This window comes from Acinetobacter sp. BMW17 (assembly GCF_001592855.1).
Lineage (GTDB): Bacteria > Pseudomonadota > Gammaproteobacteria > Pseudomonadales > Moraxellaceae > Acinetobacter > Acinetobacter johnsonii.
The window spans coordinates 285,269-302,102 of the sequence record NZ_LSOD01000047.1 but is presented as its reverse complement, the minus strand read 5'-3'; the positions used below and the strand labels follow the sequence as shown (position 1 = coordinate 302,102).

Below are 16,834 nucleotides of genomic sequence, written 5' to 3'. Positions count from 1 at the left end.
TGGTTATGCCTGGTGACAACGTAGAAATGTCAGTAGAATTAATCCACCCAATCGCAATGGACCCAGGTCTACGTTTTGCGATCCGTGAAGGTGGCCGTACAGTTGGTGCTGGTGTAGTTGCTAAAGTAACTGCATAATTGTAAAATAAAATTACAAATTGGGGTTTCGGCTCCAATTTGTTTTGCAGGTCAGTAGTTCAATTGGTAGAGCGTCGGTCTCCAAAACCGAATGTTGGGGGTTCGAGTCCCTCCTGGCCTGCCAACTTTTTTATAAAAGACGCTTGATGTCGGCAAAACTGGTCATATAATAAGTCGCGAAACCTACGACGAGTACAAAAATGTCGAATGAAAAATTACGCGACGCACAAAGCGACGCGGCAATCCCTCAAAGAAATAATTCTGCTGAAGTAGTTAAATCTGGTTCTCCCCTAGACGTCGTCTTATGGATTATCGCATTGATTTTATTAATTGGTGCGACCATGGTGAATCAACACCTACCAGCGTATTGGGCACCAGCCAACGATATCTGGGTGCGCGTTGGGGTAATTTTGGCTTGTATCATCGTGGCATTCGGTTTATTATACGCCACCCATCAAGGCAAAGGCTTTGCTCGTTTGTTGAAAGACTCACGAATTGAGCTGCGTCGAGTGACTTGGCCAACGAAGCAAGAGACCATGACCACATCTTGGCAGGTGCTTGCGGTTGTAGTTGTTGCATCCATTTTATTATGGTGTTTTGACTACATTTTGGGCTGGTTAATGAAGTTTATTATCGGGTAAGAGAGCTATGAAACGTTGGTACATTATTCATGCCTATTCAGGTTATGAAAAACAAGTGATGCGTTCACTTAATGATCGAATCCAGCGTAGCGCTGTAGCCGATAGCTTTGGTGAAGTCCTTGTTCCTACCGAAGAAGTGGTAGAAATGAAGGATGGTAAGAAACGTAAATCTGAACGTAAGTTCTTTCCAGGCTATGTGTTGGTCGAAATGGAAATGAATGATGAAACTTGGCACATTGTTAAAGAATGTCCAAAAGTTTTAGGTTTTATTGGTGGTACGGCTGAGAAACCGGCGCCAATTACCCAACGTGAAGCAGATGCGATTCTTGCTCGTGTACGCAATACTGGTGAAGCACCACGTCCAAAGACGATGTTTGAACCAGGCGAAGAATTACTCGTAATTGACGGTCCATTCACAGACTTTAAAGGTGTGGTGGAAGAAGTTCTATACGAAAAGTCACGTTTAACGTTGACCATTAATGTATTTAATCGACCAACTCAGGTTGAGCTGGAATTTCGCCAAGTCGAAAAATCAGTTTAATTCGAAGTGGTTGAAAAACGCCTGGCTTATTTATAAGTCAGGCATTGTTGTTGTAACGGTATCGTTACTTAGAAATTGGGGAGCCTTCATCGGCGTTTGTACCCAGAGGTAATTTGAAATGGCTAAGAAGATTGACGGCTATATCAAGCTGCAAGTTCCAGCTGGTAAAGCGAATCCATCTCCACCGATTGGTCCTGCATTGGGTCAACGTGGTGTTAACATCATGGCATTCTGTAAAGAATTCAATGCTGCGACACAAAAACTTGAAGTTGGTTTACCAATTCCAGTCGTGATCACTGTGTACAACGACAAGTCGTTCACATTCATCATGAAAACTCCTCCTGCATCTATTCTTCTTAAGAAAGCTGCTGGTATCCAAAAGGGTTCTGCTGTACCTAACAAAACTAAAGTTGGTAAGTTGACTCGTGCTCAATTGGAAGAAATCGCGACTACTAAAGAACCAGATTTAACTGGTGCTGATTTAGACGCACGTGTTCGTACCATCGCTGGTTCTGCACGTTCTATGGGCTTGGAAGTGGAGCTATAAGACATGGCAAAGTTAACTAAACGTCAAAAAGCCATTGCTGCTGCTATTGAAGCAAACAAAGTTTACACTTTAGAAGAAGCAGTAGCTGTTCTTGCTGGTCTTCCTGCTGCGAAATTCAAAGAATCTTTGGATGTTGCGGTAAACCTAGGTGTTGACCCTCGTAAATCTGACCAAGTTGTTCGTGGCGCGACTACACTTCCTGCAGGTACTGGTAAAACTGTACGTGTAGCTGTGTTTGCTCAAGGCGCTGCTGCTGAAGCTGCTAAAGCTGAAGGCGCGGACGTAGTTGGTTTTGATGACCTTGCTGAAAGCATTCAAGCAGGTAACCTTGACTTTGACGTAGTGATTGCTGCTCCTGATGCAATGCGCGTTGTTGGTAAGTTGGGTACGATTCTTGGTCCACGTGGCTTAATGCCAAACCCTAAAGTGGGTACTGTAACTCCTGACGTAGCTGGTGCGGTTAAAAATGCAAAAGCTGGTCAAGCACGTTACCGTGTAGACAAAGCGGGTATTATCCACGCTGCGATCGGTCAAGTAGATTTCTCTGCTGAAGCTGTTCGTCAAAACGTTGAAACTTTGATTGCAGACTTGAAAAAGTTAAAGCCTGCGACATCTAAAGGTGTATACATCAAAAAGATCACTTTGAGCTCAACTATGGGTCCTGGTCTTGTTGTTGATGTAAACAACGTTTCTAACTAAGTTTAACTTAGACAGAATTTTAAAGCCCTGAGTAATATTTGAAGCACTGCTTCAAATATTACGCAAGAGAAACCGGTTTCGGACTACTTGCAAACTTAGGCAAACTTTGAATTGGTAAATGTAGATTTATCAGCGTCAAAGACCTCAGGCGAGAGTAATTTCGATTACTTTCTTAATTTCCCAGCCTGAGTAGACGCGGTGGTGTGATTTGTTCATCCTCCGCGTGTAAGTTCAGTGATGAACTTGCGAATTGGGAGTGTACTTCGCGTAAGTACATAAATCACCGTTAGGAGGTTTTACAATGGCTCTTCTTATCGAAGGCAAAAAACAGATCGTTGCTGAAGTAACTGAAGTTGCTTCTACTGCGTTTGCTGCTGTTGTTGCTGACTACCAAGGTTTAACTGTTGAGCAATTAACTGCTCTTCGTGTTGAAGCTCGTAAGTTAGGTGTTGCTACACGTGTTGTACGTAATACTTTGGCTAAACGCGCTCTTCAAGATACTCCATTCAATATCTTGAACGACAACCTTGTTGGCCCAACAATTTTAGCTTTCTCAACTTCTGCAGATGATATGGGTGCTGCGGCACGCTTATTCGAAGAATTTGCGAAAACTAACAAAGCATTTGAACTTAAAGCTGCTGCATTTGAAGGCAAACTTTATCAAGGCGCAGAAGTTAGCGTTATCGCGAATCTTCCAAACCAAGAGAAAGCGCTTACTATGCTTGCAAACGTTCTTCAAGCTCCTATTTCGAAATTGGGTCGCTTACTTACAGCGCTTCAAGAGAAAAACGAGTCAGAAGCTGCATAAGCTCAAACTTAAACACACATCATTCAATACCCATTTGGAGTTACTCTCATGGCTTTAACAAACGAAGAAATCTTAAACGCAGTTGCTGAAAAAACTGTTCTTGAACTTGTTGAACTTATTTCTGCTTTCGAAGAAAAATTCAACGTATCTGCTGCTGCTGTAGCTGTAGCTGCAGGTCCTGCTGCTGCTGCTGCTGAAGAGCAATCAGAATTCAACGTTGAGTTGACTTCTTTCGGCGCGAACAAAGTAGCTGTGATTAAAGCAGTTCGTGAAATCACTGGTCTTGGCTTGAAAGAAGCTAAAGACATGGTTGAAGGTGCTCCTTCAGTTCTTAAAGAAGCAGTTTCTAAAGAAGAAGCTGAAGAACTTAAGAAAAAACTTGAAGAAACTGGTGCTACTATTACTATTAAGTAATGTTACCAGGGGGGGAATATTAATTTCACCCCAAAAATTGGCTGATGGCTCTTGGGTCATCAGCCTTTTTGCGTTACAATAATCGGCTCGATTTTTGTTTGCTTGGTGGAAAATCCATCAAATTAAAATAAAGAAAAGAATCAAACGCTTACCAATATTTTTCAAATTTAAAAATATTGGTAAGCGTTTCAATACCACTGAAAATTGCAGCATTTGTAAAAAGTGGTGGCCATATCGGCCTGCGTAATTCCTTCTGAGCCCGTTCTGCAGGCGGGCTCGGTTTACTTTCCGAGGACTCCAGATGGCATACTCATATACCGAAAAGAAACGGATCCGTAAGAATTTTGGTAAATTGCCTAGTGTTATGGATGCTCCGTACTTGCTCGCGATTCAAGTCGACTCGTACAGAACATTTTTACAAGATGGCAAATCACCAAAAAACCGCGAAGATATCGGTCTGCAAGCCGCGTTTCGTTCAGTTTTTCCTATAGAAAGTTATTCTGGCAATGCTGCTTTAGAATTTGTTGAGTATAGTCTTGGTAAGCCTGAGTTTGATGTACGCGAATGTATTCTTCGTGGCTCAACTTATGCAGCACCAATGCGCGTAAAAATTCGTTTGATCTTAAAAGATCGCGAAACTAAATCAATTAAAGACGTGCGCGAGCAAGAAGTGTACATGGGTGAAATGCCACTCATGACCGATAACGGTACATTCGTTATTAATGGTACTGAGCGTGTAATTGTATCTCAATTACACCGTTCACCAGGCGTATTCTTTGACCACGATAAAGGCAAAACCCACTCTAGTGGTAAAGTGCTTTATTCTGCGCGTATTATTCCTTACCGTGGTTCATGGTTAGACTTCGAATTTGACGCAAAAGACCTTGTATTTGTGCGTATTGACCGTCGTCGTAAATTACTTGCGACTGTGGTTCTTCGTGCTTTGGGTTATAACAATGCGCAAATCTTAGACTTGTTCTATGAAAAAGTGCCTGTATACCTAGACATGGGTAGCTACCAGATTGACCTTGTTCCAGAACGCTTGCGTGGTGAAATGGCACAATTTGATATCGTAGACAATGATGGCAAAACTATTGTTGAGCAAGGCAAGCGTATCAACGCGCGTCATGTGCGTCAAATGGAAGCTGCTGGTCTAGAAAAGCTTTCTGTGCCAGATGAGTACTTGTACGAGCGTATTACTGCAGAAGACATCCCTCTTAAAGATGGTGATGTGATTGCAGCAAATACCTTACTCAGCCATGAAATTATGGTGAAATTGGCTGAAGGTGGTGTTAAACAATTTAACATTCTATTCACCAATGACATCGACCGTGGCTCATTCGTTGCAGATACTTTACGTGCAGACACCACGACAGGTCGTGAAGAAGCATTGGTAGAAATCTACAAAGTAATGCGTCCAGGCGAGCCACCAACGAAAGAAGCGGCTGAAAACTTATTCAACAACTTGTTCTTCTCTTCTGAACGTTATGACCTCTCTCCAGTGGGTCGTATGAAGTTCAACCGTCGTTTGGGTCGTCCTTACGAAGTGGGTACGGATCAGAAGTCTCGTGAAGTTGAAGGCATTTTGTCGAACGAAGATATCACTGATGTACTCAAAACATTGGTTGAAATCCGTAACGGTAAAGGTGAAGTCGACGATATCGACCACTTGGGTAACCGTCGTGTGCGTTCAGTAGGTGAAATGACTGAAAACCAATTCCGTGTTGGTTTAGTTCGTGTAGAACGTGCTGTTAAAGAACGTTTAAGCCAAGCTGAAACAGATAACTTGTCTCCGCAAGATTTGATCAATGCGAAACCAGTGGCTGCTGCAATCAAAGAATTCTTTGGTTCAAGCCAATTATCTCAGTTCATGGACCAAAACAACCCATTGTCTGAGATTACGCACAAACGTCGTGTATCGGCGCTTGGTCCCGGTGGTTTGACACGTGAACGTGCGGGCTTTGAGGTACGTGACGTACACCAAACTCACTACGGTCGTGTATGTCCAATTGAAACGCCGGAAGGTCCAAACATTGGTTTGATCAACTCGCTTTCTGTTTATGCGAAATGTAACAATTTCGGTTTCTTAGAAACACCATACCGTAAAGTGGTTGATGGTCGTGTAACAGATGAAGTTGAGTATTTATCTGCAATTGAAGAAGTAGGTACTGTGATTGCACAGGCCGATTCTGGCGTAGATAAAGACGGTAACTTAACAGAAGAATTTGTTTCTGTACGTCACCAAGGTGATTTCGTACGTATGCCGCCTGAAAAAGTGACGCATATGGACGTTTCTGCACAGCAGGTTGTTTCTGTTGCGGCATCACTGATTCCATTCCTTGAACACGATGACGCCAACCGTGCATTGATGGGTTCAAACATGCAGCGTCAAGCTGTGCCTACATTGATTGCTGACAAACCGCTTGTGGGTACAGGCATGGAAGCAAATGTAGCGCATGACTCTGGTGTGTGTGTGATTGCGGGTCGTGGTGGTCGTATCGAATTCGTCGATGCTTCACGTGTCGTGATTCGTGTCAACGAAGATGAAATGGTTGCAGGCGAGGCAGGTGTAGACATCTATAACCTGATCAAATATACACGTTCGAACCAAAACACTTGTATTAACCAAAAAGTTCTTGTGAAACTTGGTGATAAAGTAGGTCGTGGCGATGTATTGGCTGACGGTCCATCAACAGATGGCGGTGAGCTTGCACTCGGTCAAAACATGCGCGTTGCGTTCATGACGTGGAATGGTTACAACTATGAAGACTCGATCTTACTTTCAGAGCGCGTACTTCAAGAAGACCGTTTAACCTCGATTCACATTCAAGAATTATCATGTGTTGCACGTGATACCAAATTGGGTGCGGAAGAGATCACAGCGGATATCCCTAATGTGGGTGAAGCTGCACTCTCTAAGCTTGATGAATCAGGTATCGTATATATCGGTGCTGAAGTGACTGCTGGTGATATCCTTGTAGGTAAAGTAACGCCTAAAGGTGAAACGCAGTTAACACCAGAAGAAAAATTGCTTCGTGCAATCTTCGGTGAAAAAGCAGCTGACGTAAAAGACTCATCTTTACGTGTTCCATCAGGTACCAAAGGTACAGTGATTGACGTTCAAGTGTTTACACGTGACGGTCTTGAAAAAGACGAACGTGCGCAAGCAATTGAAAAAGCTCAGCTTGATTCATACCGTAAAGACTTGAAAGAAGAATATAAAATCTTCGAAGAAGCAGCACGTGAACGTATTGTTCGTTTGTTGACAGGTCAAGAGTCTAACGGTGGTGGTACAACTAAGCGTGGCGATAAACTTTCTGCAGACGTATTGTCTGGTTTAGAGTTGGTTGATTTACTTGAAATCCAACCGACTGATGAAGCTATTGCAGAGCGTTTAACTCAAATTCAAGTGTTCTTGAAAGAGAAGAGCTTTGAAATTGATGAGAAGTTTGCAGAGAAAAAACGCAAACTTTCTACAGGTGATGAATTAACAACAGGTGTATTGAAAGTTGTTAAGGTTTACTTGGCTGTTAAACGTCGCATCCAACCGGGTGATAAGATGGCAGGTCGTCACGGTAACAAGGGTGTTGTTTCTAACATCTTACCTGTTGAAGACATGCCGCACGATGCCAATGGTGTTCCAGTCGACATCGTATTGAACCCACTGGGTGTACCGTCACGTATGAACGTGGGTCAGATTCTAGAGACTCACTTAGGTATGGCAGCGAAAGGTCTTGGCGAAGAAATCGACAAGATGTTAAAAGCGCAACGTACTGTACTTGAGCTTCGTGGCTTCTTAGACAAGATTTATAACAAAGTTGGTGGCGAGCAAGAAGATCTTGATAGCTTAACTGATGATGAAATTTTGGTGCTTTCGGGTAACTTACGTGCGGGTGTTCCACTTGCAACGCCAGTATTCGATGGTGCTGAAGAATCACAAATTAAAGACTTGTTAGAGCTTGCGAACATTTCACGTACTGGTCAAACAGTATTGTATGATGGTCGTACAGGTGAACAGTTTGACCGTCCTGTAACTGTAGGTTACATGTACATGTTGAAACTGAACCACTTGGTAGACGACAAGATGCACGCGCGTTCTACTGGTTCTTACTCATTAGTAACTCAACAGCCGCTTGGTGGTAAAGCACAATTCGGTGGTCAGCGTTTCGGTGAGATGGAAGTCTGGGCGCTTGAAGCATATGGCGCAGCTTACACGCTTCAAGAAATGCTTACTGTTAAGTCGGATGACGTTGAAGGTCGTACCCGTATCTATAAGAACATTGTAGATGGTAACCATTATATGGACCCAGGTATGCCTGAATCGTTCAACGTATTGACCAAAGAGATCCGTTCTTTAGGTATCAACATTGAACTGAAAAATGGTGACTAAGAAATCTCCCCCAGCCCCTCTTTATTAAAGAGGGGAGCAAATCCCCCTTTACAAAGGGGGATTTAGGGGGATTAGATATTCCCAAATTTCAGTAAAAACAATATTTGTGACCCAGTTGTGTAGTGAAAGTCTCCACAACACACGGAGAAAAAAATTGAAAGACTTGCTCGATATCATGCGCAAAAAGACGGATTCAGACGGTCATGCTCCAGTTGAGTTTGATCGCATCCGTATTGGTCTTGCGTCACCAGAAATGATTAAGTCATGGTCTCATGGTGAAGTTAAAAAGCCTGAAACCATTAACTATCGTACGTTCAAACCAGAACGTGATGGTTTATTCTGTGCCAAAATTTTTGGTCCAGTTAAAGATTACGAATGCTTGTGTGGTAAATACAAGCGTATGAAATACAAGGGCGTCATTTGTGAAAAATGTGGCGTTGAAGTAACAACTGCGAAAGTTCGTCGTGAGCGTATGGGTCACATCGAGCTAGCGTCTCCAGTTGCACATATTTGGTTCTTAAAATCACTTCCGAGCCGTATCGGTCTATTATTAGACATGACTTTACGTGATATCGAACGTGTATTGTATTTCGAATCTTATGTAGTAACTGACCCAGGTATGACTCCATTTGAGAAATACCAACTTTTAAACGATGAAGAATACTTCAACGCTTTAGAAGAACACGGTGATGAGTTCACTGCGAAAATGGGTGCAGAAGCTGTTCAAGACTTGTTAAAAGACATCGATCTTGAAAACGAAATTTCACGTTTACGTGAAGAAATTCCAAACACAACGTCTGAGACGAAGCTTAAAAAAGCGTCTAAGCGTTTGAAGTTGATGGAAGCGTTTAAAGAGTCAAACAACAAGCCAGAATGGATGGTGATGAATGTACTTCCAGTACTTCCACCAGACCTTCGTCCGTTAGTACCACTTGAAGGTGGTCGTTTCGCGACTTCTGATTTGAACGACCTTTACCGTCGTGTGATCAACCGTAACAACCGTTTGAAGCGTCTTCTTGACCTTGCAGCACCAGACATTATCGTACGTAACGAAAAACGTATGTTACAAGAGTCTGTCGATGCATTGTTAGACAACGGTCGTCGTGGTCGTGCAATCACGGGTTCGAACAAGCGTCCATTGAAATCTTTGGCTGACATGATCAAAGGTAAGCAAGGTCGTTTCCGTCAAAACTTACTTGGTAAGCGTGTTGACTATTCAGGTCGTTCGGTCATTACTGTAGGTCCTACTTTACGTCTGCACCAATGTGGTCTTCCGAAGAAGATGGCACTTGAATTATTCAAGCCATTCATTTTCGCGAAGCTGCAAGCATCTGGCCAAGCAACAACCATTAAAGCTGCGAAGAAAATGGTTGAGCGCGAAACGCCAGAAGTTTGGGACGTTCTTGCTCACGTGATTCGTCAACACCCAGTGATGTTGAACCGTGCGCCTACACTTCACCGTTTGGGTCTTCAAGCATTTGAACCGATCCTGATTGAAGGTAAAGCGATCCGTCTTCACCCACTCGTTTGTGCTGCGTTTAACGCCGACTTCGACGGTGACCAAATGGCGGTACACGTACCATTAACACTTGAAGCGCAGTTAGAAGCGCGTGCGTTAATGATGTCGACCAACAACATTTTGTCTCCAGCGAACGGTGAGCCAATCATCGTACCGTCTCAGGACGTTGTCTTAGGCTTGTATTACATCACGCGTGATGCGATCAATGCCAAAGGTGAAGGCATGGTGTTTGCAGATACTCACGAAGTTAACCGTGCACTTGCAACAGGTCAGGTAAATTTACACGCTCGCGTAAAAGCACGTGTACACCAGACTGTGATTGATGAAAATGGTAACCGTGAACAGCAAACCATTGTTGTGGATACAACACCAGGTCGCTGCTTACTTTGGGAAGTTGTGCCAGAAGGTATGGATTTCCAACAAATCAACGTTGAGATGACCAAGAAAAACATCTCTAAATTGATTAACTCTTGCTACCGTAAATTAGGTCTTAAAGATACCGTGATCTTTGCTGACCAATTGATGTACTTAGGTTTCCGTCAAGCGACACGTTCAGGCGTATCGGTCGGTATGGAAGACATGGTGATTCCACCTGCGAAGTACTCAATTATTGAAAAAGCGGAAGTTGAAGTTCGTGAAATTGAGCAACAGTTTGAACAAGGTTTCGTAACTGCGGGTGAACGTTACAACAAAGTTGTCGATATTTGGGCGCGTACCAACGACCAAGTCGCGAAAGCAATGATGGATAACTTGTCTTTTACCACTGTTAAAAACAAACAGGGTGAAGATGAGAAGCAAAAATCATTCAACTCAATCTATATGATGTCTGACTCAGGTGCCCGTGGTTCGGCAGCTCAGATTCGTCAGTTAGCGGGTATGCGTGGTTTGATGGCGAAACCAGATGGTTCGATCATTGAAACTCCAATTAAAGCGAACTTCCGTGAAGGTTTGACCGTACTTCAGTACTTCATTTCAACACACGGTGCGCGTAAAGGTTTGGCCGATACAGCACTGAAAACAGCAAACTCTGGTTACTTGACACGTCGTCTTGTAGACGTAGCGCAAGACTTGGTCATTACTGAGCCTGACTGTGGTACTTTGGGCGGTCTTGTAATGACTCCGTTCATTCAAGGCGGTGACGTGATCGAGAACTTAGGTACTCGAGTACTGGGCCGTGTTGTTGCTGAAGATGTGAAGAAAGCAGGTTCTGACGACGTTATCCTGCCACGTAACACTTTGATTGATGAGAAACTTGCAAACTTCCTAGAAGAGCAAGGTGTCGATGAAGTTAAAGTGCGTTCAGTGGTTGCGTGTGAATCTACATTCGGCGTATGTGCGAAATGTTATGGTCGTGACCTTGCACGTGGTCATCAGGTGAACCCTGGTGAGTCTGTGGGTGTTATGGCTGCACAATCGATTGGTGAGCCGGGTACACAGTTAACAATGCGTACCTTCCACGTAGGTGGTGCTGCAAGCCGAACGTCTGCTGCAAACAGCGTACAAGTACGTAACAAAGGTACTGTACGTTTCCACAATGTGAAAACAGTACAACATGCCAAAGGACACTTGGTATCGACTTCTCGTTCAGGCGAAATCGGTATTGCGGATGATTTAGGTCGTGAGCGTGAGCGTTATAAACTGCCATACGGTGCGTCTATCTTGTTGAAAGATGGCGAAGCTGTAGAAGCTGGCGGTATCGTAGCGACTTGGGATCCGCACACACACCCACTTGTAACAGAAGTTGCAGGTAAAGTACGTTTCAGCCAAATTGCTGATGGCGTAACTGTTACCTCGAAAACTGATGATGCAACAGGTATGACGACGATTGAGATCTTACCTGTGACTGCACGTCCTGCGTCTGGTAAAGATTTACGTCCTGCGGTTGTTCTTGATACGACGGATGGTGGTGAGCAGTTCTACTTCCTACCACAAAACACGATTCTTTCTGTCCGTGATGGCGAAACAATTGGTGTGGGTGACGTTATTGGTCGTGTACCTCAAGAAACTTCACGTACGCGTGACATTACCGGTGGTCTACCGCGTGTAGCTGACTTGTTCGAAGCGCGTAAACCGAAAGAGCATGCAATTCTTGCTGAAATTTCAGGTGTTGTGAGCTTTGGTAAAGAGACTAAAGGTAAGAACCGTTTAGTGATTACTCCAGATGATGGTTCTGAGATTTACGAAGAACTGATTCCAAAATGGCGTACCATGAACGTGTTCGAAGGCGAACATGTGAACCGTGGTGAGACTGTTTCTGATGGTCCACAGAACCCACATGACATCTTACGCTTGAAAGGCGAAGTTGCGCTGACCAACTACATCGTGAATGAAGTTCAAGACGTATACCGTCTGCAAGGTGTAAAAATCAACGACAAGCACATTGAAGTGATCGTACGTCAAATGTTGCGTAAAGTTGATATCACTGATGGCGGTGATACAAGCTTCATCAAAGGCGAGCAAGTGGATTACATCCGTGTGATGCAAGAGAACCAAGCTGTTCTTGCGCAAAACAAGTTCCCTGCGAAGTTTGAACGTCAATTGATGGGTATTACCAAAGCGTCGCTTTCTACTGACTCGTTCATCTCTGCTGCATCGTTCCAGGAAACCACTCGTGTGTTAACTGAAGCGGCTGTAACAGGTAAAGAAGATGATTTACGTGGCTTGAAAGAGAACGTAGTTGTAGGCCGTTTGATTCCTGCAGGTACTGGTCTTGCATATCACTTAGAGCGTCGTCGTCAAGAAGCTGAAGCTGCAGAGCATGAGCTTGTAAATGACTTCTCTGATGTGGATCAAGCATTAAGCCAAGCATTTAGCGATGAGTTTAACGGTCTGTAATTAGCCCTTTAAACGCGTGAAAAAGCCACCTTCGGGTGGCTTTTTTTTGTCCTTTTGTTACAGAAGTGGATTTAAGCTTTTATAAATTTCACATTTTTCCTATAGTAAAAATATAAGTACACAAATCTCCTTACTTCATTAACGATTAAAAAATACAGGTGGTTCCACATGAAATTGACATCAAAACTATTGGGCTTAAGCATCTTCGCATTTGTGGGCCAAACGATGGCAGCGCCGATGCCGAATACCATCACCGTGGAGGATAAGGCGGTTGTACCGATTGTCAAAACACAGATTATTCGCAGTGTCGCGGGTCAAGACCCAGTGCGGACGACCGAAGCGACTATTTTTGAAGTGAAAAATGGTGGTAAAGATATTGTGGCGCGTGAAGTGGTTCTCGAAGAAAATGCCAGCCAATTTTCAGATAAAAAAATGTCGGCACCAATGGTGCAAAAGGGGAGCGTGATTGTCCCGACATCCAAAGTTGAAGTGAAATCGACCTTGAGTCAAGGTGGTGTAGTCCTTGCAGAAGGTAAGCAAGTTGATGCACAAGGGATTGAGTTTAAGAAAGGGCAGGAACCTGTACGTAAGGAGCTGAAACTAGATCAAGTGAAAGATCCGAACAGTAAAGAAAGTGTGACGCGTGCGGTGCTCCAAGAAAATGGCACCACCACCAAAGATGTGGTTGTGGTGAAAGAGCCTGAATAAGCTTGAGTTCAATACAGTATGAGGCCCTCTAAGGAGGGCTTCTTACTTACAAATTTTCAGCAATAGCACCTGTAACCGTAACATTTTACGGGTTTTAAGTTCATACTGATCTTTTATGCTGTAAGAAATAGCCAATAAGGACAAATCTCATGAAAAAATATATGAGCATTATTGCAGTGGCATCTCTTTCGACGATGCTGTTGGCAGGTTGTGAAAATATGAGCGCTTCTGATCAACGTATTGGGACAGCGGCTTTAGGCGGTGCAGTAGGTGGTGCTGCGGGGAATAGCCTCGGTGGCGGTGTAGGTGCAGCTGTTGGTGGCGGTGCTGGTGCTGCTGTGGGCAGTAAAGCTCAAGGTGGTTCAAACCGTAATGCAACCTACAGTGGTGTTGGCGGTGCGATTGGTTCAGCAGTGGGTAAAAGCGTGTTTGGTGGTAATACTGGCGCTGCCATTGGTGGTGCCATCGGCGGTGGCGCAGGCGCTGCTATTGAAGAACGTAAATAATGTCTTAAGTTCAAATGTCCAAAAAAAGCACTTCATGGAAGTGCTTTTTTTATAGCTGTGCCGGTTTAGGTTTTTTACGACGGATATATAAAGTCTTTTCCACTTCTGCAATTCGAATGCCAGCTTCATCATAAATATTTAAGGTATAAATACGATGTACGGGGGCATAGTTATCGGCCAGTTGTTTCACGGTCGCGATTTCTTGGGCATCAAGATGAAAGTCTGCATAGACTGTACTGCGCCCTGGACTGAGAAATTGGATAGAGGCTGCTTTGTCCCAAACAATATATTTGTTGCCTAAGTGATGCATCAGCAGGGTCATATAAAACGGGTCGACCATCGCATATAAACTCCCGCCAAAATGTACGCCGACAATGTTTCGGTTTTGTCGAGTGAGGGGCATTTTGACGCGAATGTGGTAGTGTTTAAGGTCAAATTTTTCAATTTGAATCCCTGCACCTTTAAAGGGGGCAAAATGATTGAGAAAGTATTTAGCGACAATCGGCTGTGTCACAAGTTTTTTTAAAATGCTCATTTCGGTCAATGGTATCTGATGAACTTCTATCCATACTAGAGAAGATCAAATCAATTGGCATTGATCGTTTTGCCACTAAAGTATAAAAAACAGTCAAAATAATAAGGAGCCGAACATGGAGCTACAAAGTCATTGGGTACAGACAACTGATCAGCAAAGACTTTATGTCAAAACATGGGGGAAATCGGAGAATCCTGTTGTAGTCTTGGTGCATGGCTATCCTGATAATCAGGACGTATGGGAGCCTGTGATTCAATACCTCATCCATGATTATTATATTGTGACTTATGACGTACGTGGCGCAGGTATGTCGAGTATACCGCGTCATATAAGAGCCTATGCCTTGCCTCAGCTATCACTAGATTTGGAAAGTGTAGTGAATAGTGTGATCCCACAGCGTAGCTTTCATTTAGTTGCGCATGACTGGGGGTCGATTCAGTCATGGGAGTCCGCGACTGAGCCAAAATTTAGAGAGCGTATGCTGTCATTTACCACCATTTCAGGCCCATGCTTAGACCATGCCGCATTTTGGATGCGTGAACAGTTCGCACAACATAAGCCTCAATTTTTTAAGCAGTTAACGAAGTCTTGGTACATTGCGGCCTTTCAGTTGCCTTTTTTAGCACCAACCGTATGGCAGTTTTTTAGTCCTGAGCATTGGGGCAAAGTTTTATCGCGTTTAGAAGGACGCTCAGACTTACCGCTGAATCATCACATTGCTGCCGATGGTAAGCACGGGGTTGCGCTCTACCGCGCGAACTTTATCCCACGCCTGACGAAACCTCGGGAACGCTTTGCAATTTGTCCCGTACTAGCGATTGTGTTGGAGCAAGATCAGTTTGTGAGTCCAGCGTTAATCGATGAAATGCCGAAGTGGGTCGAGGATTTTCAACGGGTGAATGTGAATGCCAACCATTGGGCAATCTTGAGCCAGCCAGAGGTAATTGCTAAAGAAATCAAAAGGTTTGTTCAAAACTGGCGTTGTGTTGAAGCCAGCTGAAATGATCTGTGAAAGAGAAAGGTGCTAGCGACCTGTAAGGGCAGAATTTTTTGGTTATTTTCTGATAAAATGCGCCTTTCTTCCAAGTCACTCTTTTCACTATGTTCGCAATTCTTGCCGCTATTGGGGTCATGTTTGGACTTTCATTAGCTCGTGTGCCTGTAGTATTTGCATTAATTATTGGTGCTGTCACAGGTGGTTTATTGGCTGGTTTAGGGCTACACGGTACCCTCGAAGCATTTAATAATGGGCTTGGGGGCGGCGCAAAAATTGCGTTGGCTTACGGGGTTTTAGGTGCATTTGCTTTGGCTTTGGCACGCTCAGGTTTACCTGACTTGTTGGCCTATAAGCTTATTAAAACATTGAAAGGTTCGAGCAATGAAAAGGCACAAAATCGGGTTAAATATCTGATTTTTATAACCGTCGCGTTAGCAGCCATTTGTTCACAAAACGTCATTCCTGTGCATATTGCGTTTATTCCAGTCCTGATTCCTCCTTTATTAAGTGTGTTTAACCATCTTCAGTTAGATCGTCGACTAATTGCTTGTGTTCTAACATTTGGCTTGGTTGCCACTTATATGCTGGTACCATTTGGATTTGGTGCGATTTTCCTGAATGACATCTTAGGTCAAAATATTAATACTTTCGGGCAACCCTACGGCTTTAAAATCAATTATGCCGATATCCCTTCAGCAATGGCCATTCCTGTTTTTGGCATGTTTATTGGTTTATTGGTTGCTGTATTCTTTAGTTACCGTAAGAAACGTGTATACGAAGAAGTACATGTGGAACCAGTGCAGCAAAGTATTTCTTCTGAACTTGATATCACGGGTGAGAAGTCTAAGCCCGAAATTTCAAAGTTTACGTTATCTATGGCTCTCATTGCGGTAGTTGCTACGCTTTGGGTACAAATTGCATCAGATTCCATGATTTTAGCTGGTTTGGTTGGTGTTGCGATTTTGAGCTGTGCAGGCATTTTTAAATGGAAAGAAGCAGATGATGTGATTATTAGCGGTATGCGAATGATGGCATTAGTTGGTTTCATTATGATTGCAGCACAAGGTTTTGCATCTGTTATTTCTGCGACCAATCAAGTGCCAGCATTGGTAGAAGCATCAGTGCAGTGGATTGGTTCTAGCCAAGGACTCGCTGCATTTTGGATGCTATTGATTGGCTTACTGATTACTTTAGGCATTGGTTCTTCGTTCTCTACCATTCCAATTTTAGCAATTATTTATGTGCCTTTGTGTATCCAGTTTGGTTTCAGTCCAGCGGCAACCATTGCGATTATTGGTACGGCTGCGGCACTCGGTGATGCGGGTTCTCCAGCTTCTGACTCCACTTTGGGACCGACTTCGGGTTTGAATATGGATGGTCAGCATGATCACATGAAAGACAGTGTGATCCCGACCTTTATTCACTTTAATATTCCGCTCATGATTTTCGGTTGGATTGCTGCCATGGTGTTGTAATTTAACCCCCCCAAATTATTATAAAAAGGCGATTTTAAATCGCCTTTTTTATTATTTATTCAGATTAAAACAATCGGGTTTA

General features: G+C 43.6%; 13 protein-coding genes, 1 tRNA gene and 1 pseudogene. 14 read left to right on the top strand and 1 reads right to left on the bottom strand.

The features are described 5' to 3' along the window. From AXW61_RS17390 to AXW61_RS16120, 12 genes and pseudogenes are all read left to right on the top strand, one after another. A pseudogene (locus AXW61_RS17390) lies at positions 1-137 on the top strand (elongation factor Tu); the annotation flags it as partial. Positions 138-185: 48 nt separating this feature from the next. After that, positions 186-261: transfer RNA gene (locus AXW61_RS16170), tRNA-Trp, on the top strand. 76 nt (positions 262-337) lie between these two features. Next, positions 338-778, top strand: a complete 441-nt coding sequence (gene secE, locus AXW61_RS16165; RefSeq protein WP_004692774.1) for a preprotein translocase subunit SecE — start codon at positions 338-340, stop codon at positions 776-778. Between the two features lie 7 nt (positions 779-785). After that, entirely contained in the window at positions 786-1,319 is a 534-nt protein-coding gene (gene nusG / locus AXW61_RS16160; protein ID WP_004692772.1) for a transcription termination/antitermination protein NusG, read from the top strand. A 118-nt stretch (positions 1,320-1,437) separates the two neighbouring features. Further along, positions 1,438-1,866, top strand: a complete 429-nt coding sequence (rplK, locus tag AXW61_RS16155; RefSeq protein ID WP_004668262.1) for a 50S ribosomal protein L11 — start codon at positions 1,438-1,440, stop codon at positions 1,864-1,866. A gap of 3 nt (positions 1,867-1,869) precedes the next feature. Next, positions 1,870-2,565: a 50S ribosomal protein L1 gene (gene rplA, locus AXW61_RS16150; RefSeq protein ID WP_010325731.1), complete on the top strand. Its 696-nt coding sequence runs from the start codon at positions 1,870-1,872 to the stop codon at positions 2,563-2,565. A 301-nt stretch (positions 2,566-2,866) separates the two neighbouring features. Next, the gene (rplJ, locus tag AXW61_RS16145; RefSeq protein WP_010325732.1) at positions 2,867-3,373 is read left to right on the top strand and encodes a 50S ribosomal protein L10; all 507 of its coding nucleotides are present in this window, start codon (positions 2,867-2,869) and stop codon (positions 3,371-3,373) included. Positions 3,374-3,421: 48 nt separating this feature from the next. Then, positions 3,422-3,787, top strand: a complete 366-nt coding sequence (gene rplL, locus AXW61_RS16140; protein WP_004692767.1) for a 50S ribosomal protein L7/L12 — start codon at positions 3,422-3,424, stop codon at positions 3,785-3,787. Positions 3,788-4,088: 301 nt separating this feature from the next. Then, on the top strand, positions 4,089-8,177 hold the full coding sequence (gene rpoB, locus AXW61_RS16135; RefSeq protein WP_062035236.1) for a DNA-directed RNA polymerase subunit beta: 4,089 nt from the start codon (positions 4,089-4,091) through the stop codon (positions 8,175-8,177). A gap of 154 nt (positions 8,178-8,331) precedes the next feature. Further along, positions 8,332-12,531, top strand: coding sequence for a DNA-directed RNA polymerase subunit beta' (gene rpoC, locus AXW61_RS16130; protein WP_010325734.1), 4,200 nt, complete (start codon positions 8,332-8,334; stop codon positions 12,529-12,531). 168 nt (positions 12,532-12,699) lie between these two features. Then, positions 12,700-13,239: a hypothetical protein gene (locus AXW61_RS16125; RefSeq protein ID WP_062035234.1), complete on the top strand. Its 540-nt coding sequence runs from the start codon at positions 12,700-12,702 to the stop codon at positions 13,237-13,239. A gap of 149 nt (positions 13,240-13,388) precedes the next feature. Further along, positions 13,389-13,745 (top strand): hypothetical protein, encoded by a 357-nt coding sequence (locus AXW61_RS16120; protein WP_010325736.1) that lies wholly within the window; start codon positions 13,389-13,391, stop codon positions 13,743-13,745. Between the two features lie 49 nt (positions 13,746-13,794). On the opposite strand, the gene AXW61_RS16115 is transcribed toward AXW61_RS16120, so the two are convergent. Beyond that, positions 13,795-14,280, bottom strand: coding sequence for a DUF4442 domain-containing protein (locus AXW61_RS16115; protein WP_004978660.1), 486 nt, complete (start codon positions 14,278-14,280; stop codon positions 13,795-13,797). A gap of 115 nt (positions 14,281-14,395) precedes the next feature. On the opposite strand from AXW61_RS16115, the gene AXW61_RS16110 reads away from it, so the two are divergent. Both AXW61_RS16110 and AXW61_RS16105 read left to right on the top strand, forming a co-directional pair. Beyond that, positions 14,396-15,280 carry an alpha/beta fold hydrolase gene (locus AXW61_RS16110; RefSeq protein ID WP_062035232.1) on the top strand — a complete coding sequence of 295 codons (885 nt, stop codon included), beginning with the start codon at positions 14,396-14,398 and terminating at the stop codon, positions 15,278-15,280. Between the two features lie 101 nt (positions 15,281-15,381). Next, positions 15,382-16,752, top strand: coding sequence for a Na+/H+ antiporter NhaC family protein (locus AXW61_RS16105; RefSeq protein WP_062035230.1), 1,371 nt, complete (start codon positions 15,382-15,384; stop codon positions 16,750-16,752). Positions 16,753-16,834: the final 82 nt, after the last annotated feature.

Bases quoted from the DNA above. Each gene is read 5' to 3' on its own strand.
- AXW61_RS16120 (WP_010325736.1), top strand. From the start codon at position 13,389: ATGAAAAAATATATGAGCATTATTGCAGTGGCATCTCTTTCGACGATG.
- rplK (WP_004668262.1), top strand. From the start codon at position 1,438: ATGGCTAAGAAGATTGACGGCTATATCAAGCTGCAAGTTCCAGCTGGT.
- rplA (WP_010325731.1), top strand. From the start codon at position 1,870: ATGGCAAAGTTAACTAAACGTCAAAAAGCCATTGCTGCTGCTATTGAA.
- AXW61_RS16105 (WP_062035230.1), top strand. From the start codon at position 15,382: ATGTTCGCAATTCTTGCCGCTATTGGGGTCATGTTTGGACTTTCATTA.
- secE (WP_004692774.1), top strand. From the start codon at position 338: ATGTCGAATGAAAAATTACGCGACGCACAAAGCGACGCGGCAATCCCT.
- rplJ (WP_010325732.1), top strand. From the start codon at position 2,867: ATGGCTCTTCTTATCGAAGGCAAAAAACAGATCGTTGCTGAAGTAACT.
- rplL (WP_004692767.1), top strand. From the start codon at position 3,422: ATGGCTTTAACAAACGAAGAAATCTTAAACGCAGTTGCTGAAAAAACT.
- rpoB (WP_062035236.1), top strand. From the start codon at position 4,089: ATGGCATACTCATATACCGAAAAGAAACGGATCCGTAAGAATTTTGGT.
- AXW61_RS16110 (WP_062035232.1), top strand. From the start codon at position 14,396: ATGGAGCTACAAAGTCATTGGGTACAGACAACTGATCAGCAAAGACTT.
- AXW61_RS16125 (WP_062035234.1), top strand. From the start codon at position 12,700: ATGAAATTGACATCAAAACTATTGGGCTTAAGCATCTTCGCATTTGTG.
- nusG (WP_004692772.1), top strand. From the start codon at position 786: ATGAAACGTTGGTACATTATTCATGCCTATTCAGGTTATGAAAAACAA.
- AXW61_RS16115 (WP_004978660.1), bottom strand. From the start codon at position 14,280: ATGAGCATTTTAAAAAAACTTGTGACACAGCCGATTGTCGCTAAATAC.